The 22,540-nt window shown below is 67.7% G+C and carries 18 protein-coding genes; 9 read left to right on the top strand and 9 right to left on the bottom strand.

Annotated elements, in window-relative coordinates:
- Nucleotides 1-135, bottom strand: a 135-nt coding sequence (locus ACWD10_RS33800) for a transposase (protein ID WP_451097495.1), incomplete at its 3' end; no start/stop codon positions are given.
- A gap of 663 nt (nt 136-798) precedes the next feature.
- Here ACWD10_RS33800 and ACWD10_RS33795 point away from each other — a divergent pair.
- On the top strand, nt 799-2,562 hold the full coding sequence (locus tag ACWD10_RS33795) for a coagulation factor 5/8 type domain-containing protein (protein ID WP_451097492.1): 1,764 nt from the start codon (nt 799-801) through the stop codon (nt 2,560-2,562).
- 525 nt (nt 2,563-3,087) lie between these two features.
- On the opposite strand, the gene ACWD10_RS33790 is transcribed toward ACWD10_RS33795, so the two are convergent.
- On the bottom strand, nt 3,088-3,282 hold the full coding sequence (locus ACWD10_RS33790) for a hypothetical protein (protein ID WP_451097491.1): 195 nt from the start codon (nt 3,280-3,282) through the stop codon (nt 3,088-3,090).
- Between the two features lie 593 nt (nt 3,283-3,875).
- On the opposite strand from ACWD10_RS33790, the gene ACWD10_RS33785 reads away from it, so the two are divergent.
- The gene (locus ACWD10_RS33785; RefSeq protein WP_451097490.1) at nt 3,876-4,142 is read left to right on the top strand and encodes a hypothetical protein; all 267 of its coding nucleotides are present in this window, start codon (nt 3,876-3,878) and stop codon (nt 4,140-4,142) included.
- 529 nt (nt 4,143-4,671) lie between these two features.
- Here the strand turns inward: ACWD10_RS33785 and ACWD10_RS33780 are convergent.
- The 6 genes from ACWD10_RS33780 to ACWD10_RS33755 all read right to left on the bottom strand — a co-directional run bounded on the left by ACWD10_RS33780 (nt 4,672) and on the right by ACWD10_RS33755 (nt 13,493).
- Nucleotides 4,672-6,321 (bottom strand): amidohydrolase, encoded by a 1,650-nt coding sequence (locus ACWD10_RS33780; protein ID WP_451097489.1) that lies wholly within the window; start codon nt 6,319-6,321, stop codon nt 4,672-4,674.
- Entirely contained in the window at nt 6,311-7,657 is a 1,347-nt protein-coding gene (locus ACWD10_RS33775; protein WP_451097488.1) for an MFS transporter, read from the bottom strand. Before ACWD10_RS33775 ends, ACWD10_RS33780 begins: the two co-directional genes overlap by 11 nt.
- A 29-nt stretch (nt 7,658-7,686) precedes the next feature.
- Nucleotides 7,687-9,075, bottom strand: coding sequence for an NAD-dependent succinate-semialdehyde dehydrogenase (locus ACWD10_RS33770; protein ID WP_451097487.1), 1,389 nt, complete (start codon nt 9,073-9,075; stop codon nt 7,687-7,689).
- 43 nt (nt 9,076-9,118) lie between these two features.
- Complete coding sequence (locus tag ACWD10_RS33765) at nt 9,119-10,810, bottom strand: thiamine pyrophosphate-dependent enzyme (protein ID WP_451097486.1); 1,692 nt, start codon at nt 10,808-10,810, stop codon at nt 9,119-9,121.
- Nucleotides 10,811-11,055: 245 nt separating this feature from the next.
- Nucleotides 11,056-11,964, bottom strand: a complete 909-nt coding sequence (locus ACWD10_RS33760) for a LysR family transcriptional regulator (protein ID WP_451097485.1) — start codon at nt 11,962-11,964, stop codon at nt 11,056-11,058.
- Between the two features lie 107 nt (nt 11,965-12,071).
- Nucleotides 12,072-13,493 carry an aldehyde dehydrogenase family protein gene (locus ACWD10_RS33755; protein WP_451097484.1) on the bottom strand — a complete coding sequence of 474 codons (1,422 nt, stop codon included), beginning with the start codon at nt 13,491-13,493 and terminating at the stop codon, nt 12,072-12,074.
- Nucleotides 13,494-13,697: 204 nt separating this feature from the next.
- Between ACWD10_RS33755 and ACWD10_RS33750 the strand changes: the two genes are divergently transcribed.
- The gene (locus ACWD10_RS33750; RefSeq protein WP_451097483.1) at nt 13,698-14,393 is read left to right on the top strand and encodes a TetR/AcrR family transcriptional regulator; all 696 of its coding nucleotides are present in this window, start codon (nt 13,698-13,700) and stop codon (nt 14,391-14,393) included.
- Between the two features lie 19 nt (nt 14,394-14,412).
- Here ACWD10_RS33750 and ACWD10_RS33745 read toward each other — a convergent pair whose 3' ends face one another.
- Entirely contained in the window at nt 14,413-15,555 is a 1,143-nt protein-coding gene (locus ACWD10_RS33745) for an acyl-CoA dehydrogenase family protein (protein WP_451097482.1), read from the bottom strand.
- 354 nt (nt 15,556-15,909) lie between these two features.
- Here ACWD10_RS33745 and ACWD10_RS33740 point away from each other — a divergent pair, with 354 nt between their 5' ends.
- The 6 genes from ACWD10_RS33740 to ACWD10_RS33715 all read left to right on the top strand — a co-directional run bounded on the left by ACWD10_RS33740 (nt 15,910) and on the right by ACWD10_RS33715 (nt 22,500).
- Nucleotides 15,910-16,749, top strand: a complete 840-nt coding sequence (locus ACWD10_RS33740) for an enoyl-CoA hydratase-related protein (protein WP_451097481.1) — start codon at nt 15,910-15,912, stop codon at nt 16,747-16,749.
- Complete coding sequence (locus ACWD10_RS33735) at nt 16,740-18,350, top strand: class I adenylate-forming enzyme family protein (protein WP_451097480.1); 1,611 nt, start codon at nt 16,740-16,742, stop codon at nt 18,348-18,350. Before ACWD10_RS33740 ends, ACWD10_RS33735 begins: the two co-directional genes overlap by 10 nt.
- Nucleotides 18,351-18,478: 128 nt before the next feature.
- On the top strand, nt 18,479-19,240 hold the full coding sequence (fabG, locus tag ACWD10_RS33730; protein ID WP_451097479.1) for a 3-oxoacyl-ACP reductase FabG: 762 nt from the start codon (nt 18,479-18,481) through the stop codon (nt 19,238-19,240).
- A gap of 90 nt (nt 19,241-19,330) precedes the next feature.
- Nucleotides 19,331-19,783 (top strand): MaoC family dehydratase, encoded by a 453-nt coding sequence (locus ACWD10_RS33725; protein WP_451097478.1) that lies wholly within the window; start codon nt 19,331-19,333, stop codon nt 19,781-19,783.
- 112 nt (nt 19,784-19,895) lie between these two features.
- Nucleotides 19,896-21,230: an MFS transporter gene (locus ACWD10_RS33720; RefSeq protein ID WP_451097477.1), complete on the top strand. Its 1,335-nt coding sequence runs from the start codon at nt 19,896-19,898 to the stop codon at nt 21,228-21,230.
- 88 nt (nt 21,231-21,318) lie between these two features.
- Nucleotides 21,319-22,500, top strand: coding sequence for an acetyl-CoA C-acyltransferase (locus ACWD10_RS33715; protein WP_451097476.1), 1,182 nt, complete (start codon nt 21,319-21,321; stop codon nt 22,498-22,500).
- Nucleotides 22,501-22,540: the final 40 nt, after the last annotated feature.

Raw genomic sequence — 22,540 nt, 5'->3', positions numbered from 1 at the left:
GGGCGAGCCCGTGCGGTACTTCCACGCGATCGCGTCAATCACCTGCCGGTGATCCCGCCAACGCCCACCCCGCTGCGGCGCGCGATCCGGCAACAGCGGCTCGATCCGCGCCCACTGCGCATCACTCAACGACACACCAGACCAACGATCCGATGATCCGAGAGAAACAGCCTAGGCCCCTTCGGCGCCTTCGTGGTAGTCGACGGCGGAGTCGTGGGCACCGGCACCAGCTCGGTCGCCCAACGAGTACTCCGCCACAAGACAGTCCACGCCCACCTGAGCGAGATCTTCCCAGCGCCCATGGGGACCGTCAGCTCCCCTGCGCAAGCTGCACGTTGTGAATGCCATAGCCATCAGATACGCATGCGTAAAACGTGTCCTCTGCAGCAGCTCTCCTGAGGGTGCCGCACACGATGTAGACGAGTCCAAAGGTGCGATCCGCCGATCACTGCCGGATGTCCGCGTGCACGCTGTCGTCCCTGGTGCACAGCCGGTACGTACGTCGGTCGCCGATGGTGCGGTCGGCGGACGTCCGGTCCTGATCGAGTTAGGGGCTCAGCGGCCCTTCGAAGTACAGCTGGCGTAGCAGTCTGGCGCGGTTGGTGCGGCGCAGATCGCGCACGTCCGCCGGTTCCCTACGGCCATGTGGTCCGTCCCACCCCGAACTTACCTGTGCGTGATGTCTTGACTGCCACTTCTTTCACTACTCAACTCACGTCTCAAATTAAGGGGAAGTTGCGTTCAAAGCCTCAACTCCTTGACGGGCGCCGCCAGTTCACCGAACGAAAGGATCACCTCATGTCTCCCCACCCCCACATACCCCGCCGTACCGTCCTCGGCGGCCTCGTCGCCGCCGGCCTCGGCGGGGTCGGGGTCGCCGCCGGAGCCTCGGCCGTACCTGGCGGCGAGCAGCAGGCCGACCCGGACTTCGGGCCGAACGTGACCGTGTTCGACCCCGGTACTCCCGTCGCCGAGATCCAGCAGAAGCTCGACGAGGTGTACCGCGCACAGGAAGAGGCCCAGTTCGGCGACGGCCGTTTCGCGCTGCTCTTCAAGCCCGGCACGTACGACTCCGTGGACGCCAACATCGGCTTCTACACGCATATAGCGGGCCTCGGCCGCTCCCCCGACGACGTCGTGATCAAGGGCGCGGTGCATACGGAAGCGGACTGGTTCGACGGCAACGCGACGCACAACTTCTGGCGCTGCGCCGAGAATCTGAGCGTCACCCCCACAGGCGGCGCCGACCGCTGGGCCGTCTCGCAGGCCGCGCCGTACCGCCGTATGCATGTGCGCGGCGACCTCCACCTGGATGACGGCGGCTGGTCCAGCGGCGGGCTCATGGCCGATACGAAGGTCGACGGCCAGGTGCGCTCCGGCTCGCAGCAGCAGTGGCTGTCGCGGAACACGGACTGGGGCAGCTGGGACGGATCCAACTGGAACATGGTCTTCGTGGGCGCCAGGAACGCCCCCGCGGGCGACTTCCCGAGCCCGCCGTACACCCGCGTCGAAAAGACGCCCAAGGTGCGCGAGAAACGGTTCCTGTACGTGGACGACGCGGGCTCGTTCGCCGTGTTCGTGCCGGCGCTGCGCACGGACTCCACGGGCCCGAGCTGGGACGGCGGGACCCCGGAAGGGGAATCACTCCCGATCGGGGACTTCCTCATCGCCACCCCGGACACCTCCGCCGCCGCGATCAACGAGACACTGGACGCCGGAAAGCACCTGCTCCTCACCCCCGGCGTTTACGCCCTGGACGACACGCTCCGCGTCACCCTCGCGGGCACGGTCGTGCTCGGCCTCGGGCTCGCCACGCTCGTCCCAGCGGCGGGCAAGGCGGCGGTCACCGTCGCCGACGTGGACGGCGTTAACCTGGCCGGGTTTCTGATCGACGCTGGGGACGGGGGCTCACCCGCGCTGATGGAGGTCGGGCCCGAGGGCGCCGACGGCGACCACTCCGCCGACCCGGCCTCGCTGCACGACGTGTTCTTCCGGATCGGTGGCCCGCACGCCGCGCAGGCCACCCGCAGCCTGGTCGTCAACAGCAACCATGTGATCGGTGACCACACCTGGCTGTGGCGCGGCGACCACGGGGACGGCATCGGCTGGAACACCAATCCGGCCGACACGGGCCTTGTGGTCAACGGTGACGACGTGACGTTCTACGGGCTGTTCGCCGAGCACTACCAGAAGTACCAGGTGGAGTGGAACGGCGAGCGGGGCCGCACCTACTTCTTCCAGAACGAGATGCCCTACGACCCGCCGGACCAGGGCTCCTGGATGAACGGCGACACGCGGGGCTTCGCCGCGTACAAGGTCGCGGACGGCGTGACCGAGCACGAGGCGTGGGGCCTGGGTTCGTACTGCTTCTTCAACGCGAACCCGGCCGTCGTGGCCGACCGTGCCTTCGAGGTACCCGAGCGCGCGGGCGTACGGCTGCACCACATGGTGGCCGTCTCACTCGGCGGCGGCACCGGCACCATCCAACACATCGTGAACGGCACCGGAGGACCCGCCGACAAGGCGAACCCGGTCGCCTATCTGACGGAGTACGGCGGCTGAGAACGGGAGGGTCCCGGACGACGGGGCGCGGGATCGGGGGCAGGCAGTCGGATGACATCCCGCGCCCCAGCCTGCCGGGGCACGTCCGCGGGCAGGGTGGTGCCCACGGCACGGGTGTGGTGACCCGCGGCAGCGCGGTCGGGTCGGTGCCGCCGAGGTGCACGAGGGCGATTTGGGCGATGCCGTAGGAGACAGGGCCACCGGTCTCCACGACGGGGGTGGCCGATGCGGCACCGAGAAAACTGCTTTCGGTGCCGGCCACCACCGAGGCGCTGGGTAGTTGCGGCACGCCAAATTCAACTCCATCACCCCCCTGCCTCGCCCTGACCCGATCGGACACAGAAGGTGAACGGCTCACCACGGAGCGCCTGACCAGCCTCCGTGGCGGGCCTGCGTGGATCGGCCTGCGTGGATCGTAGATCAACACACGGCGCGCCTGAGCCGAAGTGCCCATCGAAAACTAGCCGCTGCCCAGGCGACAGCCTGAGGGGCTTCAACTCACCGACAGCGAGCGGGCTTTCTGGTCTACGGTTCCACGCGTGCAGCGCGCATGGACGTCGGCACGAGTGCCCCGGGGACGGCTTGCAAGGCGTCGTACCAGGCTGCGGCCACCTCTCGGTAACCGTCCTCGGTGAGGTGAACGCCGTCTGCCAAGTCAGCGGTGGAGAGCGTGTCGTAGATCGGCACGAGATGGGCGTGCGGCCCCTTCCGGGCGACCATCTCCGGGAGCGCGGCGTTGTACGCCCTGACTCTGTTCTCGAAGGTGGCGTCGGACTGGGGCGGGATGGTCGCAACGAACAGTTCGCACCGCGGCCTGGCTGTCCGTCTCCGGTCGATGAGGGCGGAGAGCCGCGGGGGGCATGGGCCAGGTCGTCGTCCTCCCCAATGTCGTTCGTGCCAATGAGGAGCGTAATCGTGTGGGGATCGCTCTGCCGGAGCCAGGCGTCGATGTGGGCGTTCAATTGGTCGATGCGCCAGCCGCTGTGGCCCTCGTGGGCGCGGTGGCCGAGTTCGGCCGGGCCGTTGGCCAGGGAGCCGACGAAGTGCACCTTGTGGCCTCGGCCGTCAGGCGCTGCCAGAGCCACCGACTCGAACGGCAAGCCCGGTTTCGCTCCTGTCTACGCCGCCCGCAACATGGTCTCCCCCTGGAACGTCGGCAACCCCACCGTCGACCAGAAGCTCTTCGACGACGACTACGCACAGCTCAAGGCGAACGGACAGGACTACCAGCCCGTCATCTACCCGGGTTCGCCTGGTCCAACTGGAAGGAAGGCGCGCCGCGCAACGAAATCCCGCGAAAGGCCGGAGACTTCATGTGGCAGCAGGCCGTCGCCATCGCCAAGTGCGGCACAAACTCCGCCTTCATCGCCATGTTCGACGAGTACGACGAAACCACGGCCATCGCTCCGGCGGCGACCGACAAGTCGATGATCCCCGCCGACCAGTACTTCCTGACCCTCGACGCCGACGGCACCAAGGTGTCGTCGGACTTCTATCTGCGCCTCGCCGGCGCCGCGACCAAGATGATCAACGGCTCCGCCGAGATCAGCCCCACAGTCCCGATCCCGCCCATCCCTTGATCTCAGCTACTCCTGACGGGGCTGAGTGAGGCGGGTGGCGGGCTGAGGGGTCCGCCACCCGCCCAGGCCCAGCGACGGCAAGAGGCACACGAAAAGCCAAAGCCTCGACGGCCCGGCCGCACGTCGAGCAGCTCGGCTCGCCGATCTGCGGAAACCGCACCGGATCGGTGGTGAACAGCGAGACCTTGAATCCCCCTCACCGGAGTGGGGTACGAGTGCACACGCGCATCCACGGCGCCGGGCAGTACAAAGGCGTCACCCACGCCGAGGAACCGAGCCTCCGCCCGGGTCTCCAGATCACCGTTCCTGACCTCCCCATCACGCCGCCGATGATCGCGACCTGGCCTTGCTCGAAAGCTCCATCCAGCGCCTGCAGCACACCCGGGATCAAGGTGTCCGTGGCTTGCCGGGGCGTCTGCCGTCCATGACCTCACGTCCACCGGGTGCACATGCCCTGCGCACGCGTGCGGGGACCCACCATGTGTCTCGGTTCAGAGGAAGACGGCACGGCCAACCAGCTCACAGCCGGTCACCCACGCAATTCCTCCGCGCCGTGGACCGGCTCTCCCGCCAACACGGTCGCCACTACCTCGACCTCCCGGATGCGCTCGGGATCCACCTGGAACACATCCTCCGTCAGGACCACGAAGTCCGCGTACGTGCCCACGCGGAGCGCCCCCTTGTCGGCCTCCCCGCCCTCGGCGTACGCCGAGCCGTAAGTGTAGGCCCGCACCGCCTCCTCCACGGTCAACTCCTCGCCCGGGGCAAGAACCGAGCCAGAAGCGGTCCTCCGGTTCACCATGTCGTGAATACATTCCAGAACCGAGGCATCCGCAACGGGGGAGTCAGTGGACCCGGGCAGCACCATCCCCGCTCGCAGGAGCGACCGCATGCGGTAGCAGAGAGCGGCCCGCTCAGGCCCCAGCACCCGAGCCATGCCGTCCCCGAACTCTGAGATGAACCGGCCCTGCGGCACGGCCACCACGCCGAGCGCCGCGGCCCTTGCCACCTGGCTGTCGTCCGCCACCGCGAAGTGCTCGATGCGATGCCGAGCGTTCGGGCGCTCGTCCGCCCGCACGGCCGCCTCGATCGCGTCCAGCGCATGGTCGATCGCCGCGTCCCCGATCGCGTGCACCGCAAGGCTCCACCCCGCGCGGTGTGCCGCTACCACTTGTCGGCGCAGTTGGTCCGGCTCGATCCGCATGGTGCCCTGGTTGGCGGGCTCGCCGTGGTAGCAACGGTGCATCGCGGCGGACTTGCCGATCAGCGATCCGTCGGCGAACACCTTCACCGGGCCCATTCGCAACCGCCCGTCCCCGAAGCCGGTCCGCAGCCCCAGGTCCAGCCCGACCCACTCGTCCTCTTCGGCGAATCCCGCCAGGGGATGAAGTGTTGTCAGGTACGGCATGACCGTCGTCCGCGGTCCCAGCACACCCCGCTCCCTCGCCACCTGGTAGGCGTGCAGGTCAGCAGGTGAGTTCCCGAGGTTCTTCGGGTCGCCAAGACCAGGATCCGTGACGCTGGTGATCCCGTGCGCGAGGGCGTGCCGGGAAGCGAGATCCAGGTGGTGCACGATCCGCTCGGTCGAGAGTGGCCGCACCAGGTCGTGCGCCAGCGCCATCGCTGTCTCCTGGAGGAGCCCCTCCGCACGCCCGTCCGCGTCGCGGTTCACGATGCCGCCCCCGACGTCCGGTACGCCTTCCCGGCCGGGATGGCCGGCCCGTGCGAACACCTCTGTACTGGCTGTCAGCATGTGTCCGGAGACGTGTTCCAGCAGCACAGGGCGTCCGTCCGCCGCTCTGTCCAGCGCCTCCGCCGTCGGATGCGCTCCCAGAACGTTCTGGTCGTACCCGGCGCCCCGTACCCACGCACCGGGCGCGAGTGTGCGGGCGTGTGCGCGCACTGCCGCGTACAGCTTGTCCAGCGTGTCGACCCTGCCGGGGCGCAGGTCCAGTGTGGCCAACCGCTCACCGGTCGCGGAGAGATGGTGATGCGCGTCGTGGAATCCGGGCAGGACATGCGCTCCACGGAGGTCGACCACCCGCTCGGCAACCACCCCGTCGAGCTCCTCGTCCAGGCCGACGATCCGGCCTTGCACCACTCCGAGCCGTCGGGCGTGCGGCCGATCCGGGTCGAGCGTACGGATGTGGCCGTTGACGTAGACGGCGTCAATGCGCATCGTGCAGCTCCTTGTCCACGCGGGGGCCGGTTGGAACGGCTTCGCCCGCGGTCCTGCTGCGGCGCGCCAGTGCGGTGACCCCGGCGATGGTGGCAAGGATCAGGGCTGCGTAGAAGGCGGCGACGCCCCAGGGCGAGCCGCCGGTGCTGTCCAAGATCCACTGCGCGATCAGCGGGCTCGACCCGCCGATGACGCAGGCGCAGATGCCGTTGGCGAGGGCCGCTCCCGAGTAGCGGACGCGGGCGGGGAAGACGCCCGAGATGAAGCTGGCGAGGATCGCGTAGTAGGCGCAAACACCGATGGTGGTGACGGCCAGGGCCGCCGCGATCAGCACCACGCTGCGGGCCTGGATGGCGAGGAAGAGGGGCAACACCGCCAGGAGGTTCACCACGAGCCCCGAGACCATCACCCGCAGCGCCCCGTACCGCTCGGCGAGCGACGCGGCGAACGGCTGCCACACGAATTGCAGTACGGCCATGAGCAGCAGGATGTTCAGGATGTGCTGCCGGTCCAGGCCCAGGTCCTCGGTCGTCCAGGCCAGCAGGAAGGTGTTGTTGAAGAACGCCGCGGAGATGCCGATGATCGACGATGCCGCGCCGAGCAGCACCAGCGGGGACGAGCTGCGGAAGACCTCGACGACGGGAGCGCGTACCACCTCCTGGCGGGCCTTGGCGGCCTGGAAGTCCAGGGACTCCTCCAGGTTGCGCCGGATCAGTAGGCCCACGACGACGAGCACGGCGGAGAACAGGAACGGCACTCGCCAGCCCCACGCCTCGAACTGGGCGTCCGGGAGCAGGCCCACGAGCAGGAACATGACCGTCGCGAGGATCGACCCGGCCGGTGAACCCTGCTGCACCCAGGAGCCGGCTGTGATCCTCCGGTCCTTGCTGCTGTTCTCGGTGGCCATCAGGACGGCGCCGCTCCACTCGCCGCCCACCGCGAGGCCCTGGCAGGCGCGCAGGACGACCAGGAGGATCGGCGCCGCGATGCCGAGCGTGTCGTAGCCGGGCAGGACACCAATGAGCGTGGTGGAGACTCCCATCAGCAGCAGCGTCGCCACGAGGGTGTTCTTGCGTCCGAGGCGGTCGCCGAGGTGGCCGAACAGCACTCCGCCCAGCGGGCGGGTCAGGAAGCCGACCCAGAACGTCGCGAACGAGGCCAGGAGTGCCGTGCCCGGGGCGGCGGACGGGTAGAACGTGGGGCCGAGGACCAGTGCGGCCGCGGTGCCGAACAGGAAGAAGTCGTACCACTCGATCGCGGTACCGACGAACGCGCCTGTCATCGAGCGACGGCGGCGGCTGTCCGTGGCCACGGGGGTGGGCTGGTTCTGACTCATGCGTGCCTCACAAGGATAGGGGAGGTCGGTCAGCAGGCGCGGTGGATCAGCTTGAAGTTGGCGAACTCGTCCAGGCCCCAGCGGCCCAGCTCCCTTCCGGTGCCTGAGCGTTTGACGCCGCCGAAGGGCAGCTCGGGGGCGGTGCCCGGCGGTTCGTTGAGGTGCACCATGCCGACCTCCAGCTGCTCGGCGACCCGCCGGCACACCTCCGGGTCGTCGCACTGGACGACCGCGCCGAGCCCGTACGGGCTGTCGTTGGCCAGCTCCACGGCTGCGGCTTCGTCGGGCACCCGGTGGACGATCGCCACGGGGCCGAAGAGCTCCTCCCGCCAGGCCCGCATCTTCGGGGTGACGCCGGTCAGCACGGTGGGGGCGAACCAGGCCCCGGGCTGCTCCAGCGGCGCCCCGCCGGTCAGGGCCGTGGCGCCGAGGTCCAGCGCGTCCGTGACCTGGTCGGACAGCGTGTCGAGGGCGGCGCGGGAGGACAGCGGGCCGAGGAAAGTCGACGGGTCGGCGGGGTCACCGGGCTGGATGGCTGCCACAGCGGCCGTGAAGCGCTCGGTGAACTCCTCGTACAGCTCGTCCGTCACCACGATCCGCTTCGCCGCGTTGCAGGCCTGGCCGGCGTTCCCGAACCGGCCGGTGACCGCGTCGCGCACCGCACGCTCCAGGTCCACCGGGCCAAGCACCACGTACGGGTCGCAGCCGCCGAGTTCGAGGACAACCTTCTTCAGGTTCGCGCCCGCGATCTGTGCCACCGCCGCACCGGCCCGCTCGGACCCGGTCAGCGAGACTCCTCGCACCCGGTCGTCCGCGATCAGCCGCGCCACCTGCTGTTCGGTGGCCAGCACCATGGTGTACGCGCCGGGCTCGAACCCCGCGCCCGCGTGCAGCTCCTGGAGGGCCAGCGCGGAGGTGGGGCACTGCGGCGCGGGCTTGAGCAGCACCGTGTTGCCGAGGAGCAAGTTGGGTGCCGCGAACCTGGCTACCTGGTAGTAGGGGTAGTTCCACGGCATCACGCCGAGCAGCGGGCCCACGGGCTCCCGCCGTACGACGGCCCGGCCGCGGGCGGCGACCGGCTGGGGGGCGGCAAGCAGTTCCGCCGCGTGGTCGGCGTAGTAGCGGTAGATGGCCGCGCACAGGTCCACTTCGCCCAGGGCCTGCCATACGGGTTTGCCCATCTCGTGGGTGGCGATGGCTGCCAACGCCTCGCGCTGCCGGTCGAGTTGGTCCGCGACGTGGCGCAGTGCCGCGATCCGTTCGGACATCGGTGTCGCGCGGCCCCGCGTGTAGGCGCGGTACGCCGTGGCCACCGCGTGATCCAGCTCCTCCTCGCTCGCGGCGGCGCGGGCGGGTTCGGCAACGCCGGTGGCCGGGTCGACCACCTGGAAGGGCTGTTCCTGCCGTGCCTCGGTCATGGGTTTCTCCCTGTGCGTGCGGTGCGGCGGGTCGAGGCGTCGCTCACGGGACGAGGATGCGCGGGTCGACGACGAGGTGGAGGAGCGCGGGGCGGCGCGGGCCGTCCGCCCCGAGGACCGCGTCCAGGGCCCTGCGTACGGCGGCCGGCGCGTACGCGTCGTCGGTCACGGTCTCGGCGTACGCGCCGAAAGACCGGGCGAAGGCGGCGAAGTCCGGGTTGCTGAGCTGGGTTCCGGAAACCCGGCCCGGATAGTGCTGCTCCTGGTGGGAGCGGATGGTGCCGTACTGCCCGTTGTCCATGACGAGGACCAGCGGCGCGGCTCCGTACTGCACGGCGGTGGCCAGTTCCTGGCCGTTCATGAGGAACTCGCCGTCGCCCGCGACGGCCACGGCGAGCCGTTCCGGTGCGGCCAGCGAGGCAGCGACGGCGGCGGGCACGCTGTAGCCCATCGAGCCGTTGCGCATGCTGAGTTGGCTGGGGAAGACCGGGGTCGGAAAGTAGCGCTGGGCCCAGCCACAGTGGTTGCCGGCTCCGTAGGTGTGGACCGCGTCGCCCGGCAGCAGCGAGACCAGTTCCTCGACGACACGGGTCATGCGTACGGTGCGGGGTGCGGTCCGTGGCAGGTCCTGCTCGCCGTCGGGGAACGCGGCGAACGCCTCCTGCGCGGCCCGGCCGGACGCGGTCCACTCGGACCAGTCGGCGTGCACCAGGGCTTCCGGGGCGTCCAGCGCGTCCAGGGCCCGCGTGAAGGCGTCCGGGGCGGCGAGCAGGTGCCGGACCAGGCCGCCGCTGTGACCACGCAGATCCGGATCGGGCGAGGCCACGAAGGTGGTGGCGGTGGGTGACTGGCGCAGGGTGTACCCGTCCGTGGCCACGTCTCCGGGGACCGTGCCCACGCACAGCAGCAGGTCCGCGTCGGCGAGCATGCGCGCGACGGAGTCGTGGCGGCCGTGCCCCAGCTGTCCGATGTGGACCGGGGAGGTGCTGGGGACCCGGTCACTTGCCCGCCAGTCCTGGGCGACGGGAATGCGGTGGCGTTCCGCGAACGCGGTCAACCGGTGTGCCGCGGCGGGCGTCCAGCGGGGTCCCCCGGCGAGGATCAGCGGGCGGTGCGCGGACGTCAACGCGGCCCACAGCGCCTGGAGTTCCTCGCCAGCGACGCCGCCGTCGGAGACCGGCCGGGGCGGGGTGTCCTCATCCGGGCCCGGCCCGAGCAACATGTCCTCGGGCAGTCCCACCACGACGGGGCCTGGCCGTCCCGAGCGGGCGGCGAAGAATGCCTCGGCGACGACTTCCCCGGCCCGGTGCGGGGTCTCCAGGGTCAGCACCTTCTTGGCCTGGGTTCCGAACCATGCCTCGGGGGAGAACTCCTGGAACGCTTCACGACCCCGGTGCGCGGTCGGTATCAGGCCCACGAAGAGCACCATCGGCGTGGCATCCTGCCAAGCCGCGTGCACAGCGACCAGGGCGTTGGCGGCGCCGGGCCCACGGGTCACCATGGCGACGCCGGGTTCCCCGGTAAGCTTTCCGTGCGCCTCGGCCATGTACGCTGCGCCGCCCTCGTGACGGCAGACGACGGTGGCGATCTTCGCGTCGTGCAGGCCGTCCAGTACGTCGAGGTAGCTCTCGCCCGGCACCGCGAACACCCGCTCCACTCCGTGGAGGGCGAGCGCGTCGACGAGGGCGTGGCCAGCGCTGCGGTGCTGATGGCTGGACTGCGGCTGGGGTGCCACAGGCGTCTCCTTCCGAAAGGGACGAGGCACGCCGACAGCGCTCACGGCCGCAGAGGGCTGGAGGAAGAAGGGGGAGGGTGCCGCTGTCGGCGTACGTCGCCTTGGGTGCCGCTCGACCCTGAGGGCGGCGGGTTCAGCGTTGCTGCGTCTCAGTATCGAAGCGCAGCTCGGAGGGCGTCCAATGCCTGTTCCGCAGGGTCACCATGTTGCGGCGGCATACTGCTCGTCGGCCGGCCCGGCGGAGTTCAGGAGGGTCGGGATGACGGGGTGACGTGCCCGTTCTGGCCCCGCAGGAAGGACCGCAGCCGGAGGCCGAGTTCCGCGATCGTCTCAGCCGCGACGTGGTCGGGCAGCCAGGCCACGTGCAGCGGTACGGACAGCAGTGCCCCGTCCTCGTCAACCACGGGCAGCGGGCGCGCCTCGAAGCGAGGCAGTTCGGTGGTGATGGCCACGCCGTGCCCGGAGGCGGCAAGCGCCTGGATGGTGGGGCCGTCGTCACACTCGGTCATCCGGGCCGGGGACAGCCGCGAGCGGCCGAGCGCGGTGTCCAGGACGCCGCGGCTGACGCTGGAGCGCGAGTGCACCAGCAGGTGTTCCCCACACAGTTCGGTGAGCCCGACGCGCTGCTGCCCGCCTTCGGCCCAGCGGTGGCCGGGCGCCACGTACGCCTTGAGCGGGCTGTCGCCGAGGTCCACACTCGCCAGCCCTTCGGAACGCGGCGCGGGCGACACGATCAAGTCGGCATCCTGATGGAGCGTGATGTCCAGCTCGAAATGGCTCGCCGTGCGGGTCAGCAGCACGGGATCGGCCGTCGTCGTGGTCGCGATGAATGGTGCAACGAAACTGCGGACCGACGCGGAGGTGGCGGCCACGACCAACTGCGCCACTCGCCCGGACTTGAGGACGTCGACGGCCTCGCGCACGACCCGCGTCCTGGCAACCAGGTCACGCGCCAGCGGCACGAAGGAGCGGCCCGCCGCGGTCAGTTCGAGACGGTTCCCGTGCAGCTCGAAAAGCCGCATGCCCAAGTCCCGTTCCAGCGCCTTGAGCTGGCGGCTCAGTGCGGGTTGGGTCAGGTGCAGGGCGGCCGCGGCCGCGGTGACCGTTCCCAGGTCGACGACGGTGAGGAAGTGCACCATACGCCCGTAGTCCATCGGCGCATCCTAAGGTCTGGCCGGTACGGACCACCCCACGGTGAGGCCGGGGCCGGTCCGGCCGGCCTCACCGTGGGCCTGCGGTGCCGGCCCGTGCCGGCGGTGGTTCAGAGCTGGATCGCCTTCGTCTCAAGGAACTCCTCAAGGCCGAACCTTCCCAGCTCGCGGCCAATTCCGGAGTGCTTGTAGCCGCCGAACGGGGCGAGTGAGTTGAATCGTCCACCGTTGACGTCAACGGCCCCTGTACGTACGCGCCGGGCAAAGGCCAGTGCGCGGTCCTGGTCAGCCGACCACACGGCGCCGGACAGCCCGTACTCCGAGTTGTTTGCGATCTCCAGTGCGTGCCCCTCGTCCGAGTAGCGCAGTATGGAGAGCACAGGACCGAAGATCTCCTGCTGGGCCACGGTGGAATCAGGCGCCACGTCTGCCAGGATTGTGGGTGACACGTAGTGTCCCCGTTCCACGCTTTCGGGCTGATCACAGCCGCCAGCAACGATGCGGGCGCCTTCGTCGACACCCGTGCGAATGAAGCCGCGTACGCGGTCTCGCTGCGCTGCGGAAGCCATAGGGCCGAGCTTTGTCGAGGGGTCCAGTGGGTCTCCGGGCGTGTAGCTGCTGGCTGCAATGGATGCAGCGAGCTCGACGGCGTCGCTGTAGGAGTCCTCGTGCACGAGCATGCGCGTCCACGCAGTGCATGTCTGGCCTCCGTTGAGGAAGGCATTACCCACACCGGCCTTGACCGCAGTGGAGATATCAGCGTCTGGCAGCAGCACGTTGGCGGATTTTCCACCCAGTTCCAGCGTCACTCGGGTGATGTTCCGTGCAGCCAGTTCGGCAACGCGGGATCCTGCACCAACTGAGCCCGTGAATGACACTACGTCGATTCCCGAGTGGCCCGCGATCGCTTCGCCGACAGATGTCCCGTATCCGGGAACCAGGTTGACGACACCGGCGGGCACACCGGCCTCGTGCAGCACGTCGAACAGGAGGTAGGCCACCATGGGCGCTACTTCACTCGGTTTGAGGACGAGGGTGCAGCCTGCCGCCAGGGCTGGCGCCAGCTTGCTGGTGATCTGGTGGAGCGGGTAGTTCCACGGGGTGATGGCGCCAACGACTCCAGCGGCCTCACGGGTGACGATCGTGTTCCCTACGCGTTCGTCGAACTCGTAGGACTCCAGCAGCTCCGCGTAGCTGCCGATCACGGTCAGCGGGAGAGCTGCTTGGATCCGACTTGCGGTCCGGATGGGGCAGCCCATCTCGGCGGAGATCGTTTCCGCGATCTCCTGGGAACGCTTGGCGAGTCCTTCCTGGATCCGCCGCAGGAGGTCAGCCCGCTCGCTGGGCGAGGTCTGCGCCCAGGCAGGAAATGCTGTCTGGGCGGCAGCGACCGCCCGGTTCACGTCAGAGGCGGACCCGGCCGGAACGGTGGCCAGGACCTGCTCCGTCGCAGGGTTCTCGACCTCGATCACTTGCCCGGAATCCGACGGTACCCAGGCACCGCCGATGTAGAGATGCTGTCGGTCCTGCATGGGTTCTCCCCTTGGCTAGACATGTCACGAGAGGCAGGTTGAAGTTGATCCGACGGCCGGGGGACGCCGGCCGTACGGTGGACCACGTGCTGAGTGCGGGGACTCACCCCATTGGGTAAGTGAGCGCACAGTCACTTACGATGTTGGCGATGGCCACATCGATCACGCGCCTGTGCGGCACGGCCGCGCATCAAAGGAGTCAGAATGAAGTCGGCGAAGCGCTCGAGCACAGCGCACGCTGAGGTGCCCCAGGACTCGCGCCTTGAGGACGACTCGCCGAGGCTGTGGGCATTTGGCTTCGGGGAAGTCGCCCAGAGCATGCTCACCTCCGCTGTCCGGTGTTTCGCAGCGAAGGGCTTCCACGCCACGACGACGAGAGACATCACCGCGGGCGCCGAGTTGAGCCCTGCCGCGCTGTACGTCCACTTCGATTCGAAGGAGGACGTGCTCTACACGATCTCGCGCGTGGGACACAAGAGTGCCCTTGCAGCGGTGCAGGGTCCGGAGGAAGACGATCCTTCCGCCCATCTCCGGATGATCTTCTCCCGGTATGTGATCTGGCACGCCCGCCACCATGTAGCGGGGCGGGTCAACCAGAACGAGATGGCGGCCCTGACCCCGGAGCACTACGAGGAGATTCGGCACATTCGGCAGGAGACCACGGACGTGTTCCGCAAAGCGGTGACCCGCGGGGTTTCGGATGGCTCCTTCGTGGAGGTCGACGTGAACCGAGTTGTTCGCGCCATGAACTCCCTCGCGATCGACCTGGTTCGCTGGTACCGCCTCGACGGTTCGGAATCGCCCGAGCAGATCGGCGAGTTCTACGCCGACCTCGCACTGGGGATGGTCACCAACCCTGCCCTGGCGAAGACTTCGCGAAAAACCCGTCCCACTGCCTGACCGCCCGGCGGAGCGGCGGCTATAGGCCGAGGTCACGGCCGATCAGTTCCTTCATGATTTCGTTCGATCCGGCCCAGATCTTCGTCACGCGTGCATCCATCCAGGCGCGCGCGATCCGGTACTCACGCATGTACCCGTATCCGCCAAAGATCTGGACGCAAGCATCGATCACCTCGTTCTGCACTTGTGCCGTCCACCACTTGGCCTTGGCGGCCTGCACCGCATCCAGGCGCCCCTCAGCATGCTCCCCGAGGCACTGGTCGACGAAGGCCTGCGTGACCTCGACCTTGGTGGTCATTTCCGCCAGCACGAACTTGTTGTGCTGGAATGAACCAATGGGGCGGCCGAAGGCCTGACGCTCACGAGCGTAGGCAATCGTCTCCTCCAGGAGCGGGCGCACATGGGCGATGTTGCTGATGGCACCACTGATGCGCTCTTGCGGCAGCCGCTCCATCATGTACACGAAACCGCGCCCGACTTCTCCGAGCAAAGCTGAGTCGTCGAGTTCCAGGTCGTCGAAGAAGAGTTCAGCGGTGTCGGACTCGGGCTGTCCGACCTTGTCCAGCTTGCGCCCACGCCGGAAGCCGGGTTGCGCGGCGCCCACCAGGAACAGACTGATGCCCTTCGACCGCTCACCGGGGCCGGTGCGAGCGGCCACTATGACAAGGTCGGCGCCAGCGCCGTTGGTGATGAACGTCTTGGCCCCATTCAGGACCCACTTGTTGCCGACCCGCTTCGCGGTGGTCTTGAGCGACGCAAGATCAGTGCCGCCCGACGGTTCGGTCATCGCAATCGCACTGATCGTCTCGCCGCTGCAGAATGCCGGGAGCCAACGCTCGCGCTGCTCATCCGTACCGAGCTCCACCAGGTAGGGCGCGACAACGTCGTAGTGAATGCTGAAGCTCGAGGCTACAGCCGCACTGAGGCCGGCCAGCTCCTCGGTCAGCACGGCACTGAACCGGTAGTCCGGCGCTGCGCTTCCCCCGTACTCCTCGGGAACCCCCAGACCGAGGAAACCCTGGCTCCCAGCCTCTCGCCAGAGCTGCCTGGGCAGGCAGCGGTCCTCTGCGGCCTTCTGGTGGGCTGGTTCCAGGTGGCGGCGCACGAACGTTTGGACCGACTCTCGAAACGCCTCGTGATCGCCATCAAAGATGGTACGCATAGATACCTCCACTGACTAAGCGCATAGTCAGTCTCATCTTGACGTCAACGCGCTGTCAAGCGCGGTCAAGAGCCTCAGGTCCACGTCAAAAGCCCAATAGGCGGACGGAGGCGGTACACATGCTTGACATACCCAGAGCCGGAACTGACTATGCGCTTAGTAAGTCTTGACTGGAAGCGCCTGCCGCGACACGGCTCCGGGGGGCGACGGCTTCCCAGCCACACCCGTTTCAGACGAAGGGACTCCGAGGCACATGACAGTCGACCAAGCGCGAGCGGCGCTCCGACCCGCGGCCCTCCCGCCGACCACCGGTGCGGCCATGGCGCCCCTCCCCCAGCGAGAGGTGCGTGCTTCATGATCGAGCAGCGTCAGGACGGATCAGTACTCTGCGAACAGCGAGGCCCTGTCCTTCTCGTCACCTTCAATCGCCCGGAGGCCCTCAATTCCTTGACGGTCGGCATGGATGCCGAGTACCGCGAGATCCTGACCGCTGCTGCCGCTGACGCGGATGTGCGCGCCGTCGTGGTGACAGGCACCGGGCGGGCCTTCTGTGCGGGCGCCGACGTTTCGGCACTCGACGCACTCGTTGCCGAGCCAGACAAGGAGCACTTCGGCTCCTCTTTTCACGCTCCGCTTCTGCTGGACAAGCCCCTCATCGCTGCAGTCAACGGGGGCTGTGCTGGGCTGGGACTGGTCGAGGCGCTCTTCTGCGACGTTCGTTTCGTCGCAGAAGAGGCGAAACTTGTGACCTCATTCGCCCAGCGCGGCGTGGTCGCCGAGCATGGCCTGACGTTCCTGCTCTCGCGCATCGTGGGAGAGGGGCATGCACGAGACCTTCTGCTGTCCAGCCGGGTCATCCGGGGTACGGATGCGGCGCGGATCGGACTGGCCGCACGGGCAGTCCCCCGGGAGCTGGTGGTGGAGACCGCGGTGGAATATGCCACGGAGATGGCCCGCACATGCGCGCCAGGCTCTCTGTCTGTCATGAAGCAGCAGTTCCGCCGTGCATTTCTCCAGCAGTACGTGCATGAGGTGGAACAGGACCAGAGGCTCCTTGCCGAAGCCTTCAGGGGCCCGGACTTCGCCGAGGGGGTCGCCAGTTACCGCGAGAAGCGTGCCGTACAGTTCCGGGGCATCTCCCAGGTCCTGGAGCCGTCCGTCCACGATGGTGAAAGGAGCAACCCATGGGGGTGAGCTACACCCTTTCCTCGGTGCTCGAGCGCAACGCCCTCAACCCGCGCACGGCCGGCAAGAACGCCTTCACCCTGGGCACAGAGGCGCGCAGTTTCGCCGCGCTGCACGACAACAGCGCGCGCCTGGCCCACGCACTCCTGCAGCTGGGAGTGGCCAAGGGCGATCGCGTCGCGATTCTCATGGGGAACCGGATCGAATGGATTGAGTGTCTGTTCGCGGTCACCTCTATCGGTGCTGTGTGTCTGCCGGTCAATGTGCTGCTGACCGGCAATGATGTGAACGCGGTGCTCCGGCACGCCGCGCCACGGGTTCTCATCGTCGACGAGCACGCCCAGGCGGCGCTCTCGGTCATGACCTCAGCCCCGGAGACCGTCATTGCCGTCGGCGCGGTCAAGACGCCGACCGGGATCAAGCGGCACGACTACGACGACCTCTGTGCCCTTGGAACAGACAAGGCACCCCACATCCCTGTCTCGCCGACAGATCCCGCGATGATGTACTACACCTCCGGCACAACGGGCGTACCCAAGGCCGCGGTTCACACCCACCAAGGCATTCTGTGGAACACGCTGCACCAGGTATCTGATCTGGGATTGTCGACGAACGAGAAGTACCTCATCGTGCCCTCGTTCTCATGGAGCGCAGGACTGCACCACATCACCCTGGCGCAAATGTGGGCCGGCGGATGTTCCGAGATTCTCCCCACGGGTGGCCAGGCCCTGCAGCGGATCGTCGACACCGTGGAGCGGGCCGGGACCAGCCGGGCCTTCATCGCCCCTACGCTGCTGAAGCAGTTGCTCGGCTCGCCCCGGCTCCTGGACAGGCTCAGAACCAGCAGGCTGACCCGAGTGATGAGCGGTGCCGAGCCGCTGCCGGCCAGCGTGACAGACCCACTCCACGAAGCGCTGCCGTCATGTGCCATCACTCAGGCCTACGGCATGACCGAGATGCCGCTGATCGCAGCGTTCATCACCCCCTCCGAAGGCAGAACGCACCCCGGTCGGACGGGCCGGGCCAGCAGCATCACAACGCTTGGGGTGATGCGCCCCGACGGCACTGTCGGCTTCGAGGGAGACGGCGAGATCGTGCTGCGCTCACCTGCGACCACGGTCGGCTACTTGGACCGTCCCGAGGAGAACGAGACGGCCTTCAGGGACGGCTGGTTCCACACCGGCGACAGCGGTCACCTCGACGCCGACGGCTATCTCACAGTCACGGGTCGCACCAAAGACATGATCATCACCGGTGGGATCAACATCTACCCCAGCGAGATCGAAGAAGTCATCCACGAGTGCCCAGGCGTGGCCGAGGTCGCCGTCGTGGGGGTAGCCGACGACCGGTGGGGCGAACGGCCGGTGGCCGTCGTCGTCGCGCGTACGGCCGGTGCGGTCACCGAGCAAGAGGTGGCCGACCACTGCGCCACGGCCCTGTCGAAGTTCAAGCGCCCGAACCAGATCCTCATCAGCACCGATCCATTGCCCAAAACCATCACCGGGAAGATCCTCAAGCGCGAACTGCGGGAGTCGCTCAGCGGGAACGCTTCGTCTCCGGCTGCCCCCTCCCCCAGTACGCCGCCGCGCGAGAGCAAAGACAAGGGCTGAGCGGTTACTTCGGGCGCACGCGAACCGTCCCATGGCGTTTCACATGGACAGCTCAACCGAAGTTACTGAGCGCTTAGTAAATACCTGTGTCCACTGCTCATTTGCCCCAAGAAGGAGAACTGGCACGCATGAACGCCCCTCAGCCCCGAGTCGCCATCATCACTGGCGCAGCCCGCGGTCTCGGCGCAGCCACCGCCCTGCGGTTGTCGCAGGACGGTATGGCGGTAGCCGTTGTCGATCTGGAAGAGACCTCCGCCAAGAGCACAGCCGACGCAATCGTAGAAGCAGGCGGCATCGCACTGGCCGTCGGTGCGGACGTCGCTGACGCGGCCCAGGTCGAAGCTGCAGTGACCCGAGTCGCAGACGAACTCGGGAGCCCCACGGTGCTGGTCAACAACGCCGGAATCACCCGCGACAACCTGATCTTCAAGATGTCCGAGTCGGACTGGGACGCGGTGATGGCTGTGCACCTCAGGGGCTCGTTCCTGATGACCAGAGCGGTCCAGAAGCACATGGTCGAGGCGCACTACGGAAGAATCGTCAACCTCTCCTCGACCTCGGCGCTGGGGAACCGCGGCCAGGTCAACTACGCAGCGGCCAAGGCCGGCCTCCAGGGTTTCACCAAGTCCCTTGCCATCGAGCTGGGCAAGTTCGGCATCACCGCCAACTCGGTTGCACCGGGCTTCATCTCCACGGACATGAACAAGGCCGTGGCCGCGCGCCTCAACATCCCCTGGGACGAGTACGTCGCCTCGTGGGCCGAGGAGATTCCCGTACGACGGGCCGGCGTTCCGGAGGACGTCGCCAACACCGTGTCGTTCCTGGTAGCCGAAGGCGCCGGATTCGTGTCCGGCCAGGTCATCTACGTCGCCGGCGGGCCGACCACCTGAGCCCCAAGTCACGGCCCGCGCCAGGCCGCAACCTGCGGATTCGCTCCTGCGCCAACTGATCTGACCGTCCACAACCGAAGTGAGTACCCCATGCGCACCTTCCACGGAATCGATGAGCTGTCCAAGGCAGTTGGAGAACACCTCGGATACAGCGAGTGGCACACGATCACTCAGCACCAGATCGACCAGTTCGCCGAAGCCACTGGAGACCACCAGTGGATCCACGTGAACACCGAGCAGGCAGCGGGGGGACCCTTCGGCCAAACCATTGCGCACGGCTACCTGACGCTGTCCATGCTCCCGATGCTCGTCTGGGAGGTCTACGGCGTTGAAGGCGTGAACATGACTGTGAACTACGGAGTCAACAGGGTGCGTTTCCCCTCGCCAGTCCCCGTCGAATCACAGGTGCGCGCCGGCGTGGAGCTCGTCTCCCTCGACTGTTTCGAATCGCATGCACAGGCAGTCGTTCGCGTCACTGTCGAGCGCCGTGGGCAGAACAAGCCGGTCTGCGTGGCAGAGACCCTCTCTCGCTTCGTCGCCTAACGCGCGCCTTGCCTACCGCTCTCGGCACAGGCTTCCGACCCAGGCGTCTGACCTGACAGCCCAGCTCTCCCCGCATCCCCGCTCCCCCCGCATCCCCCGGAGTGTGCACAAAATGGACACGTCCCCCACCTCAGTCAGCAGCACCACACCAACCTCCACCAAGCACCGCCGCAAGGTGGCCACTGCCGCAGCGATGGCGTCGGCCGTCGAATGGTACGACTATTTCGTCTTCGGTATCGCGGCGGCTCTGGTCATGGGCCCCGCGTTCTATCCCTCCGGAAGCGAGGCCGCCGGGGTGCTCGCCGCATTCGCGACCTTCGCCGTCGGTTTCCTTGCCCGGCCGCTCGGCGGCGTGATCGCCGGACACCTCGGTGACCGGCGCGGACGCAAGCCGATGCTTGTGATGGCACTCACGACCATGGGACTGGCGACGACCGGCATCGGTCTGCTGCCAACGTACGAAACGATCGGGCTCGCCGCCCCGATCCTGCTGGTCCTGCTGCGGATCTGCCAAGGCCTCGCGGTCGGCGCCCAGTGGGGCGGCGCGATGCTGATGGCGACCGAGTTCGCCCCTGAGGGTAAGCGCGGGCTGTACGGCTCACTGGTGCAGCTCGGGGTGCCGATCGGAGTGGTGACCGCCAACTCCGTGTTCCTGCTGGTCGGCGCGGTCACCAGCGACGCGGCATTCGCGGGCTGGGGCTGGCGGTTGCCGTTCATGGTCGGGGTGCTGGTTCTGATCCTCGCCTGGTACATCCACACCCGGGTCGAGGAGACGCCCGAGTTCCAGGCCGCCGAGCGCAAACTGGCCGCCCAGGAGAAGCAGTCCGGACACTCGCCACTGCGCGAGGTCCTCCGTCACCACAAGGGGACGGTGCTGCTGGCGGCCGGTTCCTTCACGGTGAACACCGCGACATTTTACATCATCATCACCGGCGTCCTGGACTACGCCACCCGTGAACTGCACCTGGAGCGCACGGCGGTCCTGGGCGTCTCACTGATCGTCAGCTGCACCCAGCTCGCGCTGATCCCGGCCGCCGCCGCGCTGTCCGACCGGATCGGCCGGCTGCGGATCTACACCTTCGGCGCGGTCGGCATTCTGGTCTGGGCGTTCCCGATGTTCCTGATGATCGACACCGCCTCGCTGCTCTGGCTGGGCGTGAGCACCTTCATCGCCAGCTCCTTCCTGAGCATCATGTACGGGCCGCAGGCCGCGCTGTTCGCCGAGCTTTTCTCGGCCGAGATGCGCTACACGGGCGCCTCGCTGGGCTATCAGCTCTCCGCCGTGCTGGGTGGCGGTCTGGCACCGTTCGTCATGGTGCTGCTGCTGGAGGCCACCGGTACCGCACTGTCGGTGTCCGGCTACATCGTCGCCCTCGCGGTGGTCGCCCTGGCCTCGATCGCGGTCCTGGCCCGGCGCGCCCGGGCACTGGAGACAGCCACGCCCTAGTCCCCCTCACTTCTCCCAGACCGAGTTCCGTGCCACTGCGCCATCGGCTGGGAGCAGACATGCAAGGTTCTCGGCAGGAGTTGATCAAATGCGGGAAGCAGTCGTCGTCTCGACAGCGCGTACCCCCATCGGCAAGGCATATCGAGGCTCGTTCAACGACACACAGGGCCAGCACCTCGCCGCCCACGCCATCACGGCCGCACTCGAGCGGGCCGGGGTCATAGGTGACGAGGTTGAAGACCTCGTACTCGGTTGTGCCATGCCAGAAGGAACAACCGGGTACAACGTGGGACGGCAAGCAGCGCTGCGTGCGGGCCTTCCCTCGTCGGTTCCGGGAATGACGGTCGACCGGCAGTGCGCCTCGGGGCTCATGGCGATCGCCATCGCCGCCAAAGAGATCATCAGCGACGGCATGCAGATCGCCGTCGGCGGAGGTGTCGAATCGATCTCCCTGGTACAGAACAACGCCCGGAACACCCACCGCAGCCGCGACCCGTGGCTGCTGGCGCATGGACAGTCCGTGTACGTCTCGATGCTGGAAACGGCGGAGAACGTGGCCGAACGCTATGGCGTCAGTCGCCAGGACCAGGACCAGTTCGCCTTCGCCTCCCAGCAACGCACGGCGCGGGCCCAGGAACTGGGGCTGTTCGAGGCGGAGATAGTCCCCTTCACTGGCAGCCGTGTGGCGGGTGGGGCCTCCAGTGAAACCTTCACTCTCGCCGCGGATGAGGGAAACAGGCCCACAACCACCCTCGATGGCCTCGCTGGTCTCCGCCCGGTTCTCGAAGACCGCGTGAACCACACCGCCACGATCACGGCAGGTAATGCTTCGCAGCTTTCAGACGGCGCCGCGGCTTCCGTCCTGATGGAGGCGGGCGAGGCGTCCCGACGCGGCCTCGAACCGCTCGGCCTCTATCGAGGCATCGCCGTGGCCGGATGCGCGCCCGACGAAATGGGCATTGGTCCCGTGTTCGCTGTCCCCAAGTTGCTCAAGGAACACGGACTTTCCGTCGATGACATCGGGGTGTGGGAACTCAATGAGGCCTTCGCATCTCAGGTCCTGTACTGCCGCGACCGGCTCGGCATCGACCCGGACAAACTCAACGTCAACGGCGGCGGCATCGCAATCGGTCACCCCTACGGCATGAGTGGAGCCCGACTCGTTGGCCACGCGTTGCTGGAGGCGCGGCGGCGCCACGAGCGCTACGCCGTGGTCACGATGTGCGTAGGCGGGGGCATGGGGGCAGCAGGCCTTTTCGAGGTCTCCTAGCGCTCGTCTCAGCATTCCTCGCCTTGTTTTGATGAGAAAC

The sequence above is a fragment of the Streptomyces sp. NPDC002851 genome (assembly GCF_053591935.1).
This window is presented reverse-complemented; position numbering and strand designations above follow the sequence as displayed.